This window comes from Ornatilinea apprima (genome assembly GCF_001306115.1).
Classification (GTDB): Bacteria; Chloroflexota; Anaerolineae; order Anaerolineales; family Anaerolineaceae; genus Ornatilinea; species Ornatilinea apprima.
This window is the reverse complement of record NZ_LGCL01000040.1, coordinates 112273-135161: the sequence shown is the minus strand read 5'-3', so window position 1 is coordinate 135161 and position 22889 is coordinate 112273. Positions and strand designations below refer to the sequence as shown.

Here is a 22889-nt window from a genome sequence, read left to right as displayed (position 1 = left end):
TGAAGCAGGCGGTTTTTGAAACCCGACTGCTCCAGTTCTATTGAATAAAGCTGGATATTCAGAATTACGGTTTCTGCAAAAATACAGTTAATTGAGTAACAACTCCGTCTCGATTGAATATGTGCGAACTTAATTTTACATCAAGCTTGTTGGTGTATACCGATTCCTGACTTCCATCACGAAATTGCACAACAATCTGATCATGATCAGCCAGCTTCACAACAACAGGCACCTGACAAATGGTGAAAGCAAGCGATCCAACCGGTAAACCAATCTGCTTTTGCTCCTTATGAATATCATAGTATTCAAACCTGGAAACTTCTGTAATGAATTCCTTCGTATTTACAAGGAAGGGATTAAAGAATAGGCAGCCGTCCTTAATCATCAATCCAACTTCGGCCCACCGGGCCAGCAATTCTTCTTTTACCACCCCGGTCATACCGGGTTGGCGGGCGCCCTGACCTTTGGGTGTGTGTGAATAAGGATCGGTGGGAAAAGCGCCGAATTTGGCTGGGGATTTATTAAATCCCAGCCCCGCGCGAATATCATAATATTTATCACGCAGACTGGAAGCCATCGGTGAAGCTTGAAATTTCAACGCGGTCTCCTGCGCAGCCAGCAAAAACTTTGAGACCATATGCCAGTATACGCTGCCCAAGCCTTCATACGCGAAGAATGTACCCGATCGTCCAGTGAACTCGCTGTGTTTGAATATGCTTTCAAACAAATCAGCAATCTTTTGCCCTTCTTCGGAAATCAAATGCGCAAATTGGGGTTGGCTTGCTAATCCTTTCAATGCCGTTTGAACATCTTTTCCATTGCGGATATTACCGCTGAAATGGTAAGCGCCATCGACATCTCGGATTATCAGTGTCTTGTCCTGCGCTTTCGATAGCGCCTCTGGCAATCGTAAACCTTGTATTTGGTTTTCAGTAAACCGATTTTTTTCAAGGAAACTCGGTAAAATCCTGTCAGGGTACAAAATGTAGGTGTGCCGCTCAGGACAATAAAGTGGGCCATCTCTCAGACTCTGCAATAACGCGACGGATTCTTCGGCTGAAAGCAGACCAGAAGAAAGGATCGAAACTTGTCCTTCCAGCATTTCATACATTCTTCCGATGACTGCAGAATCTTTCTCAAAATGCAAGATGTTATAGGCATGGTATAGGCCATCATCGCGCTTGTTGGCGCGCAGTGATTGCTCAAGATAGGACTGAGTCAAATTCAAAAACTGGATCAAGTCAGCTCTTGAGATTGATTGCAGCTCACCAGAAAACCCGCTTTGATATAAATTCCATCGAAAATCGCTTCCAGCTTTTCCTAACTCGTCCAGGATAGCTTTTCGCTGTTGGTCGCTGAATGAATTATTAACACTCGACTGGTAATGCTCAAACGCCTTCCAAATCCTTAAGAACAAGTCTTTCAATTCAGCACTGAAATGCAAATTGATTACAGGGGATTCTGCAATCAATTGCTGAACAAAAACAATATAGCGGCGTAAGTACCCTAACGTGACAACTGACAAGCCCTTCCCAACCAGGGCGTTATTGGCATCATTCCATTCAGGTCGCTGCGTATTCAACCAGATACCGCCTTCGGGAACAAAATTCACCAATTTTGCCAAGAGCAAGTTGAGTAATTTTTCCGCCAAAGAGCAGTAGATGATATTTCCATCTGAGCTGTGGATTAATTTCGCATCTGAACCTTCGATACTGACCAGCTTCTCTATCTTTCTTTCGAGTTCGTCGTCAAAATCAATCGTATTATGAGGATCTTTTACCAAATCCTCATAGGGCTTGATGCGATAAGGGATATTCGAATAACAATAGACGCGTCGATCCAATCCATTGCTTAATTTTCTGGGATGGAACTCCGCACTTAATTCCATTAATTTCAACAAATAAATAATTTGATGATCATTCCAATATCCGATGTTGGACCATGGATTGTCGGGTTCAATGACCTCCCAGTCCACACCTGTACGCATAATCCGATAGGGATTGTATCCATCCGCGGTTGTCGCGCACAGAAATGTTGAAATCATTCCTTCGATAAAATCTGGATATGAATAGGCCAACGCTTCCCAGTTTTGGAATATATCACGCCAGTTGCCAGCATAGTCCAGCTTCTTTGAACCGTCATCCTTTTTTATATTGATCTCAAACCGATTCCAAGGTCGGCTCGGATCACCATGCCGACGGCTAAAAGTAAGCGGCAAATAATTCTGACACAACCGGACAAGCTCCAGAGATCCATTTTTCTCTGCCAATTGATAAAGGTCCAGGATGTTTATCCGATCTGGCAAGTCAATAAAAAAATTCTCGCAGGTTTGAGCCGTTTTCTTTGAGTGGGTGAAGACAAAATCAAACAAGTCCTGCTTATCCACCCAATACTGCTCAGAAAAAATTCCGCCCCGCATGACATTGAACAAAGTATTTGAAAAATGATGTGAGACACAAAGCTGATCGGCAGAGAATTGGATACCGTCTGAACTGGCTACAATCTCGTTAATTTGAGAAGTGTTTTTGAAGGTATCTTCCTCAATTTCGTTGTAAAGGTTTGCGTGATCTCTCTTTAACAAATTGATCGTCTTAACAACGTTCGCTCCATCCTGGCAAACATCCGCGACAATATGCCAGGTGAATTCTCTTGAATCTGAAAAATCCAGCTTTGCATGAACAAAATATGCGGACCGCTGCCCTCGAATTTCAGTTTCTGAGATGATTTTCTGGGCTTTTCGAAACTGATTCAATTGAAGAGAGGAAAGCAAATAATGGTACCCTTGTAGACCTGTTTGAAATACTGTTGTCGCTAAAAAAGACTCACTCGGCTCCGCCCGATCAGACAAGATGGAATTCAGCACAAAAATTCCGAGTCCGGTTTCTTTTTCAAGCTCGCTGCGTTTATACGCGTCTTGCAGGCAGCTGTAATTGATCTGAATGGATGAGCTCACATTCGCGGGTAAGATGTTCTGAATACCGTCAAGCAGTTCAACCTGGCATGCTGAAGACTCATCATTGGATAGCCAGCATGTTTTAACAAAACCAAATTCCTCACTTGTGCGCCAGGCATACCGAAACGTTAACTTCAGATCATGGTTGATCTCTTCAAAAATGAGCGTTGTTCCAGCAATATTTTTATACAGATTCCGTTGCGACGAATAAACACCGGCCTGACAATTGGAGAATGGTTCCCATACCCAGGTGGTTTCCCCGCGTGTGACCAAGAAAATTGTTTTACTGCCCGTATTTTCACTGTTTTCAGTCAGTTTGTCTTCGGTGTAATACGGAAATAGAGCTCGTTCGATATTTACCCGACCCGCAGACAGCCCACCACTAGAGGAGATGAAAAACCAGTGATCCGAACTGCTAACAAGACTCATGAAAAATGGCGGAATGGCATCAAAGTTCTGTATCTGGTAATATTGCTCACCCAAAAGGTTCAGATATCTCCCAGCGGCTTCCTTCTGAACCCCTTTTATTGGTGTGCTTCCAATCAATATCGTTCCAGTATTTTGTGCCATAGTTGAACTCCCATAAAGTAATTCTTACTTGGTTATCGTTACTTTGACCCAATCGACCAACAACTTAATCTCATCTCGCTGAATGGCTTCAACCGTTGCTTGAGGGATTCCATAGTAGGGTGAATTAATCCCGTTGGTTTTGTAGGGAAAAACACCGCCAAGGGCAAAATTGAGGATTAGGAATTTCTGGTTATCAAAAACCCATTCTCCAAAAAACTCAACCATTGGCCGAGTAACCCGGTAAATTGTTTCCCCATCAATTTCAAATAAAATCAGGTCCTTAGTAAAAATCATCGAATACACATGCCAATGGGTTGCATCATTTTCAGCTGGCATGAATTTTCGATTGGTCAGTCCCGCTTCGCCAGAATAACCTGGTCCGTGAACTGAGGCGCAGGTCCAATCCGATTCACCAACATACTCCATAATGTCGATCTCACCACAGCCAGGCCATTTACCAGAGGAACCCAAAGCCCAGAATGCCGGCCATAATCCTTCACCGCGAGGAACCTTGATCCGAGCTGATACACACCCTTCTTGAAATTCAAATTTTGACCGGGTATTAATCCGTCCAGACAGAAAATCCAATTTCTGTTTTTGCGTTGTCTCAAATCCCTTATGATATCGAGGATGAATGACCAAGACACCCTGTGATGATTCATATTCGGGCAAAAAATAAATCGTTTTTTCAGAATCGATATAGGCTTGTTGTTCCTTGTTATAGATTTCTCCTGTTATTTCTACATTCCATTTGGTTCGGTCCAGTTCGTTACCGATAAAATCATCAAAAAAAACGACTTTATCATAAGCAATAAAATTCTCTGTCATTGATGAAAGACTCCATTGATTAATTGGATACCTGGTAAACACGAACATAATCAACCAACACTTGAGACGGGAATACTGTTTCCGGAGAAACCAATCCTCCCAGAGTCCCTCCCACTGCCAGGTTGAGGATCATAAAGAAAGGCTGGTCAAAAACCCATTCACGATTGCCAACATCTTCGCGTGTATAAGCACTGTATTGTTCGCCATCAAAAAACCATTTGATTTCATCAGTGTCCCATTCAATTGCATAAACATGGAAATCATCAGCAATGTTTTCTGTTTGGCGCTTCCAACCACTTAAACCTAAAGCGCCAGAATATCCCGGACCGTGCATCGTGCCCAAGATATTCGTTGGATCCTTTCCAACATATTCCATAATGTCAATTTCCCCACAATCAGGCCAGCCCACTTCAGGGAAATTGGAACCGAGCATCCAGAAAGCAGGCCAAAAACCGGCTCCAGCCGGCACTTTAATCCGCGCTTCTATCCGTCCATATTGGAAGGTTTGGAGACCTTGAGTTTTCAAGCGGGCAGAAGTAAATGAAAATCCCCCATTTTCATTTGGCTCTTTTCGAGCCTCAATCACCAGATTTCCATCCTCAACCCGGGCGTTATCGGATTTGTTTGTGTAGATTTGCATTTCCCCATTTCCCCAGCCGCCACCGCCAAGGTCAAATGTCCAGTTCTCTGGGTTAATGGCAGGGTCGTCAAATTCGTCATGCCAAACAAGCTCCCATCCCTCTGGTGGGATGATTGGAGTGGTATCAACTGCAATAGCTTGCCTTCCATCTGCCAGCTGACAACCGGAGAGTAATCCAAAATTGAGTGAGAACAAGAAAATTAAAAAAGAGCGCCGGATTAAATAATTCTTACCCATCAGCAACCTCAATAGACAGCCAGAAATCTTCAAAACGCGATGACCAACCACCGGTTTCAAATCAACTCTGAATCCGCCTTTATGGAATATTCGTGAACTCCTTTACTGGCCTTTCCAGTCTCGGCCAGACCAGTAAAGGAGGTATGATGCAGTCTTCTTACCCTTTTACTGCGCCTGAAGTCAGGCCTGAAATGATGTAACGTTGGAGGAAAAGGAAAAGGATAAGCATCGGAAATGTCAGCATGAGTACCGCGGCTGCAAGGGTAGGCCAATTACTTCCATAGACTCCCTGAAAGTTAATCAGCCCTCTTGTAATGGGGTAATAATCTTTGTTGGTCAGGTAAATTGTTGGCGCGATAATCTCATTCCAGATACCAATCGCATGCAGCACGATCACGGTCGCGATGGCCGGTTGGATCAATGGCAGAACTATCTGAGTCACAAACTGGAAATACCCACAACCATCCAGTGCTGCAGCTTCATCCAATTCCTTTGGGATTGTTTTCACGTAATTCACCAGAATTACGATTCCAATAGGGTTCACCAAAAACAGCATGATATACCCCACGGGATTGTTGTAAAGCCCCAAATTCAGAATTAATTGAAATTGAGGGATCAATGCGGGTGGGAGAAACAACGCGATCACGTAAAGTGTAAGGATTAATCCTGAATGCTTTACATACCCCCGCGCAATGGGAAAGGCAACAAAAATCGCGGTGAGAATATAAATGGATGTTGCGGAAACGGTGTAAATCAGTGAGTTCAGCAAATACTGCGGGAAATTGGCTTTTTCCCAGGCCTCTGCAAAATTCTCAAAATTCAGCTGCGATGTCAATGCCGTTGCATTCTTCATGAACTCAGGCATTGTTTTTAAGGAAGTATTCACCAGAAAGAAGAGAGGGCCAATATAAATCACCGCAAAGATGAATAATACGATGTAGGATAATATTTTTCCCCACTTGATTGGCTTTCTTTCCATTCTTTTAACACCGGTTAATGTACTCATCCCAGTATCCTCGTTTCTCTGCGCTGCAGGAAATAGTTAGCACTCATACCCAAAACAAGGACGATCACAAACAACACGATCGAAGCCGCAGCAGCATATCCCTGCCGAAAACTTGCAGTAACCGATCCGGATGTTTGACCAAAGCCCACAGCATAAATTAGATAGCCAAGAACTTGTGTCTTATTTCGGTATCCGATCAAAATCAGGAACAGCTGCCAGGCCTGTAGGCTACCAATGATATTTAAGGTGAGATTTGTGTTAACGCTCGGCGTGAGCAATGGCCAGGTAACATTTGTAAAAACCTGCCAGGGACTGGCGCCATCGATTTCGGCTGCTTCATACATCTCCGCAGGAATTGTTTGAAGACCAGCAAGGAAAATGATCATTGTGGTGCCCATATTGGCCCAAATCTGGATAGCCGTAACCCAACCAAAGGCAACCTCTGGCGGCCCCCCCAGAAATTCTGAACGTAAACCAAATAATCCAATGAATTTAGCCATGGGTCCGCCCAATGGGAAGAGGAACAGAGACCAGATCAACCCCTGGATCACCGCGCCAAGGATGACTGGCATGAAGTAGATCGTTCTAAAAATGATTCTGCCTTTAATCTTCTGATTGAGAATGATCGCGACCAACAAACCCAATGAAAATTGAATGGATGTCACTAATAGACAAAAAATCAAGGTTCTGCCCACTGCTTCCAGATTATCAATGGATGCTTGCCCCATAAAGAGGAACTCTTTATAGTTGTCCAATCCCACCCAATTAACCTTGGAGCCTTTAATGCCGGTTGCATCGGTGAAAGAAAAAACCGTCGTAGCTAGAGATGGTCCGAGAGCGATCACAAAATAAAACAACAACCCCGGCAAAAGAAGCAGATAAGGTAGAATCCTGGACCTTCCACGCCCAAAATGATAGTTCATTCTCTCATCCCTCCCATCATTGACTGAAATCAGAATTGGCTTCCCGCCGGGAAGGCGGGAAGCCAACAACACCATATCAACTATTTCGCTGCATCGAGACCAGATTGCAGGTCAGCTTGCACTTTATCCGCGAGTTCTTTCGCGTCATCATATGTACCGAAAGGCACAAAGTAAGAAGCCCACGGATTCGCGAACTGGCCAGCGCCCTTTACGTTCACCCAGTATTGTTCGTACCCAACTTTGAAGTTTTGCAGATAAGGAGCTACTTCTTGGCCAATCTGGGTATTCAGAGTGGCGGTCGGTTGGGTCGGGATGAAACCGACTGCATCAACGAACGCCTGATAATTCGCCGGATCAGAGAATTCGGTCAAATACAGGAGAGAAGCGTCTTTGTTAGGCGTATTGGCCGCAACCGCCCAGCCTTGATCATATTTACCAAACAGGTACTTATTGTCTTCAGGATTGTCGCTGCCGGGGAAGGGAATATAACCCCATTCAAAAGCCGGTTCAGCGGCTTCGATAGCGGAAGCATACCAGGTTCCACCAGAGAACATGGCAACGGCGCCCGAAGCGAAACGACCGGGGGCGGCATCACCAGCGATACCACTCGCGCCTTCTTCCATCATTTCCTGAGCGTATACTTTCATGCGCTCCCACATGACCATGGATTTCTCGTCATTCCATTTGATGGAGCCGTTCCACAATCCTTCCACCAAGGCAGCCTGGTCAGGATAAATGGAACCAATCAAACCATAAGCGCCAACGAAGATCGGCCAGCCATCTTTACCACCAGCAGTCATGCAGGGAATCCCAGCGGCTTTGAAGGTTTCACAGGCAGTTACCAGCTCAGACCAAGTGGTGGGAACAGTCACATTGTTCGCGGCAAATAAGTCTTTGTTGTAATAGATACCACTGTAAGATACGCGGCCAAGATTGATCGCGTAAACCTTGCCGTCGAAAGAGCCTGCATCCATATTGGCCGATTCGTCGTAGTTCTTGAGGAACGGCTGATCAGAGATATCCAACAAAAGACCCGCTTCAATTAACTGCTGCCAGTTTGGTTTATCAACGTTCTTCATGTAGGGCTGAACACCATTGGCGAAACCGAAAATATCGATCACATCGACGTCATTGGCGGTCAGACGAGTTTGAGTTACGGTGGCCAGATCATTCGCGTTCACCACAGACATATCCACAGTGATGTTGGGATATTTTTCCGTGAACTGCGCATTGAAATTTTCCATGAATTCAACCATCGGCGGATTTTGGTGAACCAGGACGCGCAAGGTCACTTTTTCTGCAGGCTGCGCGGGTTGGCCAGCTTCAGCCGGTTGATTCTCAGAAGCGGCTGGAGCAGCGGGAGCAGATGGAGCGCAGGCAGTCAAGATCATTGCCACGGCAACAAAAATAACCAAGACGAAATTCAACTTCTTAGGCATCATTAGAAATCCTCCTCAATTTCTTGATCGGTTTAACAGATGGACAGCAATCACACCATTGCGTAAATTTACACTTTTCTAATGCTCACCTCCTGAATAGTCAAATCATCACAATTCACAAGAATAATGACTACGCGAAATATTGAAGCCATTCTGTCTGTATGAAAGCGCTTCCAATTCTTTACATGAAGTTATTGTGGGGGCTCATTGGTTTATATCCCTTAACCACAATTTCGATCTTCTCTTTTTCCTTTTTGGAGAGCCAAAGAACGCGCTGCCATGTTGGGCTTATAACCATTTTCCCTCATCACCGATAAAATCCGTTCACGCGCCTCCTCACTAACATTAGGGTCCCCATTTGCAACCCGTGACGCGGTGGTAAGTGAATACCCAGCCAATTTCGCGATCTTCTTTAATGTGATGGACATATTTTTTCCAGGAAATCATCCCAAGAAATAATGATCATTTTCATTTTAGAAATTTCTCCATAAGGGGTCATGGATAAAAGAGTTATTCAGATGGACAATTCATAGAAATTCTTAAAAATTTGTTAATGCACAAACTTTCATTCTCAGTTGCAAACCTTTTTTTGGGTTTTTCTTTTGACAAACCAGTCGTATTCGTTGTGGGTTAAAAAGAAATCCTTCGCACTATTGCTGATTGGAGCAAACCAATTTTCGCGAAGGATGAGGATCAATTATATGAATTGTGACGGATTTGCTTTAGATGTTCATTAAAGAAAGTTTGAATGCCTCCGGAGACATTCCGGTTTCTCGATGGAATAACCGGCTAAAATAACCACTATCCGAAAACCCTGTTTCAACCGCAATTTCCGTAATCGATTTATCACTATTCTTTAATAAGTTCTTCGCCTGATTAATTCGAAATCGCTGTAGATATTTAATGGGAGTGGTGCCCAATTCTTGTCGAAAGCAATACGTTAAATAATCTTCCGCTATATTGACATGCTTGGCCACATCCGCCCTGGAGATTGGATCGGTATAATGGTCTTGAATGAAAACCATTGCCTGCCGGACAAGTTTCTGCGCGTTAGTGCTTAGCCGGCGTTTTCGCTCCAATGCAGCGTTAACATGCGATAGTGTCTCCTCCATACTGAATATTCCCTTTTTCAATACAGTTGCAACACCCTGGTTAAGGCAGTTCATTTCCTCAATGGATAATTCCCTGCCTGTTAAAATAATGACGGGTATCTCGCGCATTTTTGGGTTCACTCGCATAGATTCAAGCACCGCAAATCCATCCATAACAGGCATATTTAAATCCAACAACACAAGATCAATTTTTTCTTTACCTAGAATCTTTAAAGCTTCTTCCCCATTATTGGCTTTAAAAAGCCTATTATTTTCATATTGCGATTGAATGATTCGCGCATTCATTTCCAAAGTATTTATGTCATCATCCACAATCAGAAATGTGCGCTTAGAATCGATGGCGTCTTCAGTCAATAGATACTGGTCAATGGTGATATTGAGCTCATCAAGCTCAATGGGTTTGGTGAGGTAATCTAAGTTAATCAGGGTTTCCCCATCTTGTGAGTGGGTATAAAGCATAATGGGGACATTTCGGGTTACCTTATTTGTTTTCAGATTTCTTAAGATTCTCCAACCCTTTTCAGTATGAGAACTCATATCCAAAACGATGGCATCAGGAAATGAATCGGAAAATCGCTTTCGCCAATCCTCAAATTGATCTATACCGATTGCGGCTACTTTAACCCCATAGTCTTTCAATAAATTTCGCAACCGCTCATGATTTTCACCCCCTGAATGGACGATCAGGAACGTTTTTTCTTGTTCCCATGATTCATTCAAAGTTGGCTGTTGCTCGTCAATATGATCGACAACCGGCAATGTGAAAAAAAAGGTTGACCCTTCACCTTCAACACCAGATGAATCCACCCCTATGGTGCCATTTTGCATTTCAACCAATGTTTTACAAATGGATAAGCCTAACCCTAATCCAGAAAAACCTTGCAAAATGCTGCGTTCTGATCTATGGAATTCATTAAATATGGTTTCTTGCTCATCCACGGGAATACCCAAGCCGGTATCCTTGATAGAAACCCGTACATTTTCATCATCCACTTCAACAATCAAAGCGACCTCACCTTTGGTTGTGAACTTAATCGCATTATTCACCAGATTCAAGACCACTTGCCGTAGGCGGGTAATATCGCCTCTCACCCAGGGGCCGTTCTTGGGAACCACCGCTTTCCATCCTAATCCCTTATCAGTGGCTAATTGCAGCCCACTTTCGGCGACCATTTGTAAGGCTTCTCCAAGATTTACCAATCCCATTTGGAGCCGTAATTGACCAGCACTATTCGTTGCCAGGTCTAATACATCACCAATCATTCCGCCCAGATGTTGTGCGTAAGCATTGATTCGTTCAATATCCATTTGCACAGAAATTGGTAGAGCAGATTGCCCCCAATCATTTTCTTCAAGAAGGACATCAGTCAACCCGAGAATCAAGTTAATGGGTGTCCTTAGGTCGTGGCTTATTGTCGAAAGAAATCGATTTTTAATTCGGTTGGCTTCCTCTGCCAATCGACGACCTTCGGTTGCCTGCCGGTACAAACTGGCAGTATTCAGCGCACCCCCAACCTGCTGAACAATGAATCCAAAAATCTCCAAATAATCCGTACCAAATACCATGAACCCTAATTGTTTTTTGGGATCCATGACTGGAATAAGCGTCAAGAAGAATGGTTTATCTTGTGGAAAACAATCAGCAGGTGGAAAATTCTGGCAGTTAAAAGAAATTGGTTCAGCATCAATATTGAGCAAATCCCGCATCATGCAGCTTTGGTGACTCAACTCATCAGCCGGCTCAAACAGAGAGAGCCGCGCAAGGTCCAATTCAAGGTCTGAAAGATAATTATTTAAGGTCTGGTATATTTGATCTTCATCAAGTGAAGTCTGCAGTTTGGCAGATAAGAGGCTAAGACGGCTGGAAATCCACCTTTCATTTAATAAATATTGATTGTGTTGATTGGCGGTTACTCTTCCAATCAGCAGTCGGGCATGATTGAGAACTTCTTGTAATCTCTCTCTTGATACAGTCTCTCCCCATTGATTATTCTCCAATAAGGTCAAGGCGTCTTGCCAGATATTGGAGGCTTCATTTTTATCGATGGTATGTTGAAGAATTTCGCTTAGCTTCTCCTCAAACTCTCCCTTTTCATTACTGGTGATCGCATTGGTAAAAGTACTCACCAACTGCGCGCATAATGAATCGCTTTCTTTTTTTGTGAGGCTGTGCGACTGATCCAAAACAATCGTGGAAATGGCTTCCGTTAATTGGCTGGCAGTCAAATTTTCCCTATTCAAAATAGCACTTCGCAGTGCGCCACACCCACAAGAATCGCGGGTAATTAGTTTGGTATTCATGGTTACAAGCTCTGGCAATTCTTCCTGCCTGGTCAGGTAATTAACCATCACCTCTACTGATTTGTATCCAATTTCAAATAGGGGCACGTGAATACTACTCAGGCTTGGGGAGTGAACCGCACCCTCAAAGCGATTATCAAATCCAATCACCGCCACATCATCTGGAACCCTTATGCCTGCTTCATTCATCGCCTTGATGGCTCCCAGCGCGGACTCATCGTTACTGGCTAAAACCGCACTGAAGTCAATTTTTTTACTTAACAATTCCTTCATCGCAGTGTAACCACCATTAAAGGTGTGCCTGCCATAGGTGATTAACTTAGGATCCAAGTTCAGCTGAAAAGATCGAATTGCGCTTTGATACGCGCGAAGTCTTTCTCCGCTATCTCCTTTCGAATCCTCGCGAGTTCCAGCAATAAACGCAATTCGTTGATGGCTGTGAGCGACTAAATGACTCATCGCTGTTTTGATTCCACCCTGGTTATCCGCGACAATCGTTGGTCCCAATTCCCCAGACCCAACAAAAACAATTGGATGGCCTTGATCGATTACATTTCTTATGTAACGAGAACGAGATTCAGATTGTAAAGGATTGGCAATAATCATACCGTCCGTATTCCAAGGTCCAATCGGAACAAAATCGGATTCATTCGTTTTCTCCGACCAGGCTGGACGGATCGGGTCGGTGGGGCTGGCTGAAGGGCCCATTCCACAACCTAATAACAGGTTGCATCCAAAATCCTGAGACGCCCTGATAATTCCTCGAAATACAGGGGCAAGATAACTTAAATTGGTCGCCGTGCGGTAAAATTGCCAGCCGGCCAACACTCCAATAGTTGGTTTATTGCGAATCAGGGTTTTCATAGTGGACATGATCTATTCATTCGAATGGGCACAACTTGCGTGTTCTTTCTTATATCAATATATTATGACATATTTATGTAAGAATTATTTCCGGGCTATTTGCCTTCATCAATCCATCAGGCCAATCACACCAGCCTGATATACCTGCCAAGGAGAAGAACGTGGACGAAATAGGGCAAGAAGATAAGGATTTGCCAGCAACAGAAGATGTGGTTTAATATTCTACGGGTTCATGGCCAAGGTAGATCACTAGCATTCCATAACCACCTGGTTTTTCCAGATAGGTCCGAAAAGACCTGCCTTCTGGCAGACATCTAAATAGCCGCTCGAAGAGAAACACTGCTCTCACGCAATTTCTGCCAGTCGAGATTTCAAGATCGTCATGGGATCGACCATTTCACATAGAAAGCCAGTATCAACTATGTCTATTCCGAAAAGAATATCGGATAAAAAGAAAACGGAATTTTATTCGCTCTGGTCTTTATTTGAAAAAGATCGTTGGCATATTTTGGCTGCGATTGGGATTTTCTTTATCAAGCACAGCCCTGTTTGGTTGATGCCACTGCTTACTGCAAATGTGATCGATTTAGTGGTTACTCACCAGCGCATCTCTGAATTGTGGTGGAATGCGGTAATTCTGGCGTTGCTGCTGGCGCAAAACATTCCAATGCATGTAGCCTATATGAAGCAACTGAGCATAGCGCTTCGACGAATGGAAACCCGGTTGCGTTTCGCTCTCTCAAATCAGTTTCAAAAGTTGTCGATGGGGTTCTACACCCGTGCAAGTGCGGGGATTTTGCAAAATAAAGTGGTCCGTGATGTGGAATCCATTGTGGAGATGGTACGCCAGATGTTTGACGGCGGCTTAAGCGCAATATTCAACCTGCTGGGCGCAGTTGTGATTACAGCGATTCGGGTACCCAAGTTTCTGCCATTCTTTTTAATCATGGTTCCCATTTCAGCTGCCTTGATTTCATCGATGCGAAAGCGTCTTTTTGCACACAATTCACGATTTCGCAAGGAAATTGAGAAAATGTCTGCCCGCGTAAATGAAATGACGCATCTTCTGCCAATCACACGCGCTCATGGACTGGAAACGAATGAATTGGAATTCATGGAGTCGACTTTAGCAAAGGTAAAAGTTGCCGGCTTGGAGTTGGATAACACGAACGCAATTTTTGGGTCACTTTCTTGGGTCATATATAATATCTTCAATGTTATCTGTCTGATCTCAGCCGTAGCGCTCTCTTACTACAAGATTATTCCTATTACTGCTGGCGATGTAGTCATGCTAACCGGATACTTTACCAGCCTAACCAACGCTGTAATGAGTCTTGTGAACTTGATCCCCAATATTAGTAAGGGGTTTGAATCAATCCAATCCATCGAAGAGATTTTGCAATCCGAAGAACTGGAAAAAAATGATGGAAAATTAAAAATCGAAAAGGTCAATGGAGATTTCATCTTTGACCGCATCAATTTCATCTATCCTGAGGCTCGATTTCCAGCCATCCGGAATTTTTCACTATCCGTCAACGCAGGAGAAAGTATTGCCCTGGTTGGTCATTCGGGAGCGGGAAAGTCAACAATCATTAACCTGATCATTGGATTTATTCGCCCAGACAATGGTCGAATCCTGATCGATGGTCACGACATGAATGAGATAGATCTGCGTACTTATCGAAGATTTATATCCGTGGTTCCACAAGAATCAATCCTCTTTGAAGATACTATTCGAGAAAATATCTGTTACGGGATTGGCGCGATAAGTGAAAAAGATGTAGAGACTGCCCTCCGGGATGCCAACGCGTGGGAGTTTGTTCAACAGCTGCCAGAAGGCATTGATACCCCGATTGGTGAGCATGGGGCAAAACTCTCCGGTGGAGAAAAGCAACGTTTATCAATAGCACGCGCGCTGATTCGCAACCCCAAAGTCTTAATCCTGGATGAAGCCACTTCAGCACTTGACATAGAATCTGAAAAATTGATTCAGGAATCGTTGAGCAGGTTAATGAAAGATCGAACAACCTTCATTGTGGCTCATCGACTTTCGACCATCCAAAATGCTGATCGGATTGTGGTTCTGGATCAAGGAAATATTGTGGAAATTGGCAATCATAAAGAATTGATGGCGAAAAAAGGGGTTTATTTCAGATTGCAATCCGGGAATGCCACAAGTATTTAGCGGGCTTGTTGCAAAACTTGGTCTTCTTACCGCATGATCGCGACGATGATCATGATCAGGAACTGGCTTTCAATGAAAGCCTTATTGACATAAATAGAGCCCCTTGCCAATACCATTCGACACCTTCATCCGGTGCGAATTTAGAGAAAGAGAAAAGAATGGCCCAAAAAATTGGTGTTCCATTGAAAGGATTTGCCGAGTTTTCTAGAAAGGTAGCCGCTGAAGGCGCCATTCTATTAAAAAACGAGGCAAATAATCTCCCCATTCGAAGCGGTGAACGAGTTTCGATATTTGGCAGGTCTCAGATCAATTATTACCGAAGCGGAACGGGGTCGGGGGGAGCTGTCAATGTTGAATATTCCACCAACTTATTGGATGGATTTAGAAGAAAAAAAATCCGCATCAATGAAGATTTAGCCACCATATACATGGAATGGATAAAGTTGAACCCCTTCGACAACGGAGGAGGTGGCTGGGCGGCTGAACCCTGGCATCAAAAAGAAATGCCCTTATCCGACATCATCGTTTCCGACGCCCGAAAAAATTCAGACAAAGCCATCGTCGTCATTGGACGAACAGCAGGAGAAGACAAGGATAATTCGGATGTGCCTGGGAGTATTCGGCTCACCGAAGAAGAATTTTCAATGCTCCAACTCGTATGCAAGTATTTCGATCAAGTGGCAGTTGTTCTGAATGTGTCGAATATCATTGATATGAGCTGGATGAATGATGAAAACCTGAAACACAGCATTAAAAGCGTGATGTATGTCTGGCATGGAGGGATGGAGGGTGGAAATGCTGCTGCCGATGTTTTGGCAGGAGATATCACTCCAAGCGGGAAATTGCCGGATACGATTGCGTATTCCATCGCTGATTACCCATCCACAAGCAATTATGGCCATGAGTCAAGAAATTTTTACCAGGAAGATATTTACATTGGGTACCGCTATTTTGAGACCTTCTGCCCGAACAAGGTTCAGTTTGAATTTGGCTTTGGCCTCTCCTATACTGAGTTTTCTATTCAGCCCCAGGAAATTCAAATCGGAATGAATAACGGCAGCCCGTTTTTCAGTGTGGAAGTAATCGTCAAGAATAAGGGGACCAACTATGGCGGAAAGGAAGTAATTCAGGTATATTGCAAAGCCCCACAAGGTAAATTGGGGAAACCCCATAAAGTTTTGGTTGCATTTGGCAAGACGAACACGTTGCAGCCCGGTGAATCGCAAACGCTTGAGCTGAGTTTTCCAATCAGTCGACTGGCTTCTTATGATGATAGCGGCGTAACAGGCCATCCATCAGCTTATGTTTTGGAAGAAGGGGATTACATTTTTTATGTTGGAGACAGTGTTAGAAACGCGATTAGAGTTGATATTGAAGGCAAATCCAGTTTCCAAGTCGATCACCTGATTGTTGTTGAAAAACTAAGCCAGGCTTTGGCTCCGGTTCAAAATTTTTCAAGGATCAAACCCGGTATTCAAAAAGAAGACGGTACTTATGAAGTTGCCTATGAAGATGTGCCTCAAAGAAAATTCAATGTAGCAGATCGCATTCTTGCAAATATTCCCAAAGAAATACAACAAACTGGAAATCAGGGATATACGCTTAAAGATGTGCACGAAGAAAAGATCAGCCTGGACACTTTTATAGCGCAATTGACTGATGAGGAGCTTGCTACCATCGTTAGAGGCGAAGGAATGAGCAGTCCGCTGGTAACCCCGGGAACCGCATCTGCTTTTGGCGGTGTTAGCGACAGCTTGTCTGGATATGGAATTCCAGTTGCCTGCGCCGCCGACGGTCCTTCTGGCATCCGTATGGAAAGCGGATTACACGCAACCCAATTACCCATTGGCACTTTGATCGCGGCAACTTGGAATGTTGAATTAATCGAAGACCTTTATACGCTGGAAGGCAAGGAGCTAAAAAGCAACCACATTGATGTATTGCTGGGGCCAGGGATGAATATAAAACGCAGTCCTTTGAATGGACGCAACTTCGAATATTATTCGGAAGACCCTTTCATCACCGGTTGCTTTGCCGCAGCCACAACACGAGGTATTTCGAAAGGCGGCGCCATTGCTACTCTTAAGCACTTCGCCTGTAATAATCAGGAAACATCTCGCTTTTTTGTGGACGCCATCGTATCTGAACGAGCTTTACGAGAAATCTACTTAAAGGGCTTTGAAATCGCTGTTAAAGAAGGTGGGGCTAAAGCAGTTATGTCTGCCTATAATCCCATCAACGGGCATTGGGCTGCCTCAAACTACGACTTGAATACCACCCTCTTGAGGAAGGAATGGGGATTTAAGGGAATTGTGATGACTGATTGGTGGGCTAAAATGAACGACCCCATTCACGGTGGGCCTGCTGACACAAGATTCACAAACTATATGATCAGGTCTCAAAACGATTTGTATATGGTGGTGAATAATTACGGGGCTGAAATCAATTCCGCCAATGACAACACCATTGAATCTTTGGAGAATGGATCTTTAGAGCGAAGCGAACTTCAACGCTGCGCAATGAATATTTGCGACTTTTTAATGCATACAACTGCATTCTTCCAGAAGAAGGAATTTAAGCAACCAATCCACAAATTCACCGCCCATCAAAACTCCTCTGCACAACATGCCCAAGATATTCTTCTCAATCCAAAAATCAAACCCGCGCATGAAACGACGACGGTTTTCAATGTGCCTGAAGCGGGTGTTTATCGCGTCATTGTAAGAATTATGTCGGCCGCTTCAAACCTGGCACAAACCACATGTAATGTGTCTTTGAACAACCAATTCGTAACCTCCATCCAAACCCACGGAACCGATGGAAAATGGATCCAACAAAAATTGGTAAAAATTGAGCTTGAAAAAGGTTTTTATGAACTTGTCCTTGATTTTGTTAAGCCAGGCATGCAAATTGATTGGATAGAATTTTCCAGAATTGAATAGTTTCATCATCCACAAAAAACAACATACGATATCCAACGCTATTTCTCAGTCCATAAACAGGCAGAAACGGCCGTTCTCGACCGTTTCTGCGTTCTTCCCCCCAGATATCTATTTTTCTACAATCTACTTACTCAAGAAACCATTTTTCCTTGATCTCTTCAGGCGTCATGGGCGGCAGTGTCAAAGTATCCCACTCGCCTTTTTGCAATGTGGCGCTTTTTTCCAGCCATCCATCCAGATTATCATTGGTAATCACCGGATAATCGTAACGGAAGGTGTTCCCAGCTCTCCCGCCCAGGGCGGCCGGGTCAATTTTTTCGCCGCTCAGGAGGTAATAGGCAGCATAAACGCCTTCATAAGCCGTGCCGCCCGGCCTGACCGTAGAAATGCAGCGGAAGGTACTTTCCTTCGTCCAGTCTTTCCAGAACTGGAACATGTCTTGTCTGGGATCGCAGAGAATCGCAGGAGGCGCTTCAACCTGGCCGTTTTTCAATCCCCAGAAAAGATCATTGATTTGGTCAGTGCTCCAAATTGCTTCAAGGTTTGGGTTCGACCTGGCAAGCTCGGTGATTTTTTGTTCGGTTATTCGGTTACTTTCATAATCAGCCGGCATACTGTTTGCGATAATCCCAGGAAATACTTTTAATACTTCATCAATGATGGATTGGTAAAAATCATTATTGCCAACATTGAAGTAAGCGAATTCCCCTTCTCCCCCCATTTCTTTGAACATCCACGTCAGGCTGGTGCGGGTTGCATCGTACTCAACAGATAAGTTATACGCGCCAGCAACATCTGTCTCCGCATTCAAAACAAAAACAGGAATTTTCTTCGCTTCGGCCGCATCGTAGATTTCCGGAAAAGCCGCCATGACATGCCAGCGATTGGAAAAGACCAACATGGCGCTGACGCCCTGTTCAACCAACCCCGGTATGCTATCCCCTTGCACGCATTGAATTTGCAACTCCTCACAAGCGCGTTTCAGTTCATCGACTTGATGCTGAGGCATTGAATTCTGATCGCCGGTGTAACCAATGACCATTCCCTGGGAAGTAGTTTTCACCTCTTCTTGCGCGGGTGCCGTACTGCTGACCGCCGCGGCTGAAGTTGGCCCGCAGTTGGCTGGCCAATCAGGATTACGGTCATCCGCAGGGTTGTTCGTGAGGTTGAAAAAGATATCCGGAAAAATCTCGCCCACCAGGTAAATTTCATTGTCCGGCGTATTGAAATTCGCGCTCACACATTCAACCCGATTTCCATCCTCAGTCCAGAAAGGCAGGTACTCCTGGATCGTGCCCTTGCCGCCAGCGTCTTTAATATTGGACCCATCGGCATCCATTACACAATTGAAGCAGCCTGCCTCCCGATTATCCCAATTAAGAAACAACTGCCCGTCCACTGTCCACGAAACATCCGTGACTTTGCCGTCATCGGATAGCTGCCGTACATTGCCACCGTCAGCGTCCATCACGAAAATGTTCCATTGATTATCACCGCCCGATAACCAGGCGATCCACTTGCTGTCTGGCGACCATACGGATCGCTCATCTTGCTGATCTGGACTGTTGGTCAGGTTGATGGATTGCCCGCTGCCATCCGCATTGATGACATAAATATCCCCCTGATGGGTGTAGGTGATGCGGCTGCCGTCGTTGGACCAATCCGGCCAGTTGCTTTCATTTTCATGCGAGAGTTGGCGTACATTGTTGCCATCGGCATCCATCACATAGATAAACTGACCGCCTTCCCTGCCATTCTCGCGATTAGACACAAAAGCGATCTGAGTTGCATCCGGAGACCATGCCGCATTCGTATCATCCCCCCCATTGTTGGTCAGGTTAATCGGATCTTTGCCATCTGGCCCCATGATGTAGACTTCGCGGTTGCCATCGCGGTCCGTATCAAAGGCGATCGCACAGGGAATTGGGGGGGTCTCAGTAGGGACCGGGGTCGGCGAAGGCTCAAGCGTTGCAGTTTCAACGGGTTGTGCCAGGGTAGGTTGAACAGCATCAGCTGGTTGTTCAGCCACTTCCGGCGTCTCTGAGGATGCCGCCGGGCTGCAGCTGCTGAACAACAAAGATAATGCCACCAAAAGCAAGAAATTTGAAAGTGGGATTCGCTTCATGATGCACCTTTCACTGGATTGCAATGATGGAGACCTTACTCCTGATGATCATTGGATAATGGTTGAAAACAGACAAACACTTCTAGCTAAATGCGTCGATTCAAAAAAGCAAAATGCTTTCCCCTGTTTCCGTCACTGGCAACAAACGATCCGGTTGCAACGCGGCTTAAAAACTCATCATTGTCCGCATAAGAATCCAGGCTATCAAACGTGCTCCGGCAGATTCCATAAATATAAGCATCATCATCCAGGCTGGAGCCGGCCACAATCATTTTCACCTGGGCTGAAGGCGCAATCGCTCGCTTCAATTCCAGACGTTGCTGATCAAAGATCGATTTGATTAAGGCTTCCTCATCATTCGCAAACCGCAGCGGACGTTCCAGAAGCACAACCATACCTAACACCGTGATCGGCTTTTCAGCAGGGATATTGGCGATGACTGGGTGTTGCGAGTGTGGGTTTCGGTTGGCATTCTGATCGGAGAATTTGGAAATTGCGGTTGGGATCACCACCGCAAGAGCGCCCACTCCAAAGAGCGCAAAGCTGGGAAGGATGAATTCTGTTCTCCCTTTAACGATATTCACGATCCCCATGATGAATCCGATCACTCCCAAAATAATAGCGTAAAGCTGTGCCTTCTCCAAAAAATTTTTCATCTCACAGACTTTCATTAATCTACTCTTTTTCGATCGCAAGGTTTTGAAGTGCGAAAATCATGCCAGCAGCAAAACAAGCACGGTTCAGTTTCTGCTTTCTTCACCATTAACCACAAACAGCAACAATGAACGAAAGCAAAACAACCATCACTCCTTTCATATTCGTTCGTAGAAGCAAAATTGCACCTTTTCCGCCCAATCTCCCAAACAGCATCCCTACGATCCCCAGCGCAAGTTCGCCCCCCCATCCACAACGTATCGACGACAACTAAAACAGCGGTGATCAATGCCATCACCATACAGAACCAGGTTTCCCAGCGGTGGTTGGCGCCCGCATTTCATGCAATGCGTCCCGGCTTGGGTGATCATTTCTCCAGGATTCAAACCATAATGGTCATTTATTGGTGATATGAGGATTTTAACGAACTGGGGTTGAGTAAAGGTGTGCAGGCTGCACACAAACCGGATTTTTAATGTTAAATTTATATTCGAAGTCAGCGGAAAACGATTTCGAATGGGGCTTGTTCTTCCACCATCTCAGCAGCGGAACGCATGTTTTCACTCACTTCTACCACTTGCAAGCGAGGCAGTTGGAGAAGTGGCGAAAGATCCAGCAGCTGCGTCTCTGACAGATAGATTTCCTCCAGCATCGGATGAGTCTCAATGTGCGCAAGGGACTGGAGCGGTGCCTTACGAATGGCTATTTTTTGCAGCGCATCCAGGCCATCTAAGGCAGCCGTAGATGTGACATGCGTGAATCCCACATCCACAACGGACAAATGCGGGCAGCTGCTCAGCGCCGTCAGACTTGAAACTTGTGTATCAAAAAGCCCCAAATTCACCAATGACGGCACTTGTGAAAGCGGGGAAACATCTTCAAGCGGGTTATGGTGCAATTCCACCCATTCCAAATAGGGAAGCTGCGCCAAAGGTGTCAGGTCGGTGATGTTTTGATAGACCAGCGAAACCCGGCGCAGATTTCTCAACCTGGTCAGGTCATCCAACGATTGAATGCTCCCTCTCAAAACCGTCCCGTCATTATTCACAAAATGGTCGGCGGATACTTTGAATGCTTCCTCGTCTTTGGCCGGTTGGTCTCCGAAAACAAAAAGTTCAGTGACGAATAACAGGTCTTGTTCAGATATTTCATCGGCTGCACTTTTCCCCAACGTCATCCGAACCGCCTCTTCAATCAGTGGCTCCTTGAATGTGAGCCCCCCAACAGACCCCAGGACTGGGAATGTAATTGATTTTCCCAAAGAAAAAACCGCCAGAATCAGAAAGAGAGCCACGCTGAAAAAAATCAATCCTTTGCGGCGCAGTGCGCGGCCGGTCAATGCATCTTTAACCTGCGCCGTGCTTTGATAGCGGTCTTTCGGAGCAAAGGCTGTGCATTTTGCAATGACACCGGCAAGCCGCGCATTTGGAATAGTCTTGCCGGCTTGTTGAGCGTCCACATTGCCCGTTAACAGCCAACAAAGCAAGACGCCCAACGAAAAAATATCGGCGCGGCGATCGGTTTGTGAAAAGCCATATTGTTCAGGCGCGGCGAAATACCGCGTGCCGAAACAAAGAGTGTCTTCTCGTAAATCTTCTTTGTACGCGCGGGAAATACCGAAATCGATCAGCGTGATCTTTCCTTGATCATCGATGACAATATTTTGCGGTTTAATATCCCTGTGAATGATAGGCGGCATTTGCCCATGCAAATAACTCAGAATATCGCAGAGCTGTACGGTTATATCAACAGCTTGTTGGAGCGTCAGCCGGTTCACTTTGACAAATTCGTCCAGCGTCATTCCACGCGCAAAGGTCCGCACCACGCAGCGCATACCGTGATTCTCATATTCTCCCACTAAGCGCGGCAGTCCCTCATGATCCAATTTTTTTAATAACTCGTTTTCAACGGGGTGTGAAAACAGAGTTTGATCAGAGTAGCACTTTGCCACATAGAGTTCTCCGGACGGGCGATCTTTGACCAAGAGAGTCTCGCCAAGCGCACTCTCCGAAAGGCACTCCAATGCTTCATACCTTTGCAGAAATGCTTCTGGGAACCGGCTGTCGTCAAATTCTGTTAGAAAATTGGCAATGAAGGCTTCGGTCATGCT

General features: G+C 45.0%; 13 protein-coding genes. 2 read left to right on the top strand and 11 right to left on the bottom strand.

Features of this window, described 5'->3' with window-relative positions:
• Positions 1–64: 64 nt before the first annotated feature.
• From ADN00_RS16510 to ADN00_RS16475, 8 genes are all read right to left on the bottom strand, one after another.
• Positions 65–3523 carry a hypothetical protein gene (locus ADN00_RS16510; RefSeq protein ID WP_075064110.1) on the bottom strand — a complete coding sequence of 1153 codons (3459 nt, stop codon included), beginning with the start codon at positions 3521–3523 and terminating at the stop codon, positions 65–67.
• A 24-nt stretch (positions 3524–3547) separates the two neighbouring features.
• Positions 3548–4351 (bottom strand): glycoside hydrolase family 16 protein, encoded by an 804-nt coding sequence (locus tag ADN00_RS16505; protein WP_075064109.1) that lies wholly within the window; start codon positions 4349–4351, stop codon positions 3548–3550.
• 19 nt (positions 4352–4370) lie between these two features.
• Positions 4371–5228, bottom strand: coding sequence for a glycoside hydrolase family 16 protein (locus tag ADN00_RS16500; RefSeq protein WP_082390294.1), 858 nt, complete (start codon positions 5226–5228; stop codon positions 4371–4373).
• 157 nt (positions 5229–5385) lie between these two features.
• A complete protein-coding gene (locus ADN00_RS16495; RefSeq protein ID WP_082390291.1) occupies positions 5386–6234 on the bottom strand; it encodes a carbohydrate ABC transporter permease in 849 nt (282 codons plus the stop codon).
• Positions 6231–7157 carry a carbohydrate ABC transporter permease gene (locus ADN00_RS16490; RefSeq protein ID WP_075064107.1) on the bottom strand — a complete coding sequence of 309 codons (927 nt, stop codon included), beginning with the start codon at positions 7155–7157 and terminating at the stop codon, positions 6231–6233. The genes ADN00_RS16495 and ADN00_RS16490 overlap by 4 nt, the downstream gene beginning before the upstream one ends.
• Before the next feature lie 80 nt (positions 7158–7237).
• Entirely contained in the window at positions 7238–8599 is a 1362-nt protein-coding gene (locus tag ADN00_RS16485) for an ABC transporter substrate-binding protein (protein WP_075064106.1), read from the bottom strand.
• A 218-nt stretch (positions 8600–8817) separates the two neighbouring features.
• On the bottom strand, positions 8818–9024 hold the full coding sequence (locus tag ADN00_RS16480; protein WP_075064105.1) for a LacI family DNA-binding transcriptional regulator: 207 nt from the start codon (positions 9022–9024) through the stop codon (positions 8818–8820).
• 294 nt (positions 9025–9318) lie between these two features.
• Positions 9319–12882: a substrate-binding domain-containing protein gene (locus ADN00_RS16475; RefSeq protein WP_082390285.1), complete on the bottom strand. Its 3564-nt coding sequence runs from the start codon at positions 12880–12882 to the stop codon at positions 9319–9321.
• 412 nt (positions 12883–13294) lie between these two features.
• Between ADN00_RS16475 and ADN00_RS16470 the strand changes: the two genes are divergently transcribed.
• Positions 13295–15058 carry an ABC transporter ATP-binding protein gene (locus tag ADN00_RS16470; protein WP_075064104.1) on the top strand — a complete coding sequence of 588 codons (1764 nt, stop codon included), beginning with the start codon at positions 13295–13297 and terminating at the stop codon, positions 15056–15058.
• 158 nt (positions 15059–15216) lie between these two features.
• Positions 15217–18000, top strand: coding sequence for a glycoside hydrolase family 3 C-terminal domain-containing protein (locus ADN00_RS16465; RefSeq protein WP_075064103.1), 2784 nt, complete (start codon positions 15217–15219; stop codon positions 17998–18000).
• A 127-nt stretch (positions 18001–18127) separates the two neighbouring features.
• On the opposite strand, the gene ADN00_RS16460 is transcribed toward ADN00_RS16465, so the two are convergent.
• The 3 genes from ADN00_RS16460 to ADN00_RS16450 form a co-directional block, all read right to left on the bottom strand.
• Positions 18128–20125 (bottom strand): substrate-binding domain-containing protein, encoded by a 1998-nt coding sequence (locus tag ADN00_RS16460; protein WP_075064102.1) that lies wholly within the window; start codon positions 20123–20125, stop codon positions 18128–18130.
• Positions 20126–20211: 86 nt separating this feature from the next.
• A complete protein-coding gene (locus ADN00_RS16455) occupies positions 20212–20796 on the bottom strand; it encodes a hypothetical protein (RefSeq protein WP_152966399.1) in 585 nt (194 codons plus the stop codon).
• Between the two features lie 479 nt (positions 20797–21275).
• A complete protein-coding gene (locus tag ADN00_RS16450; protein WP_075064100.1) occupies positions 21276–22886 on the bottom strand; it encodes a protein kinase domain-containing protein in 1611 nt (536 codons plus the stop codon).
• Positions 22887–22889 lie beyond the last annotated feature (3 nt).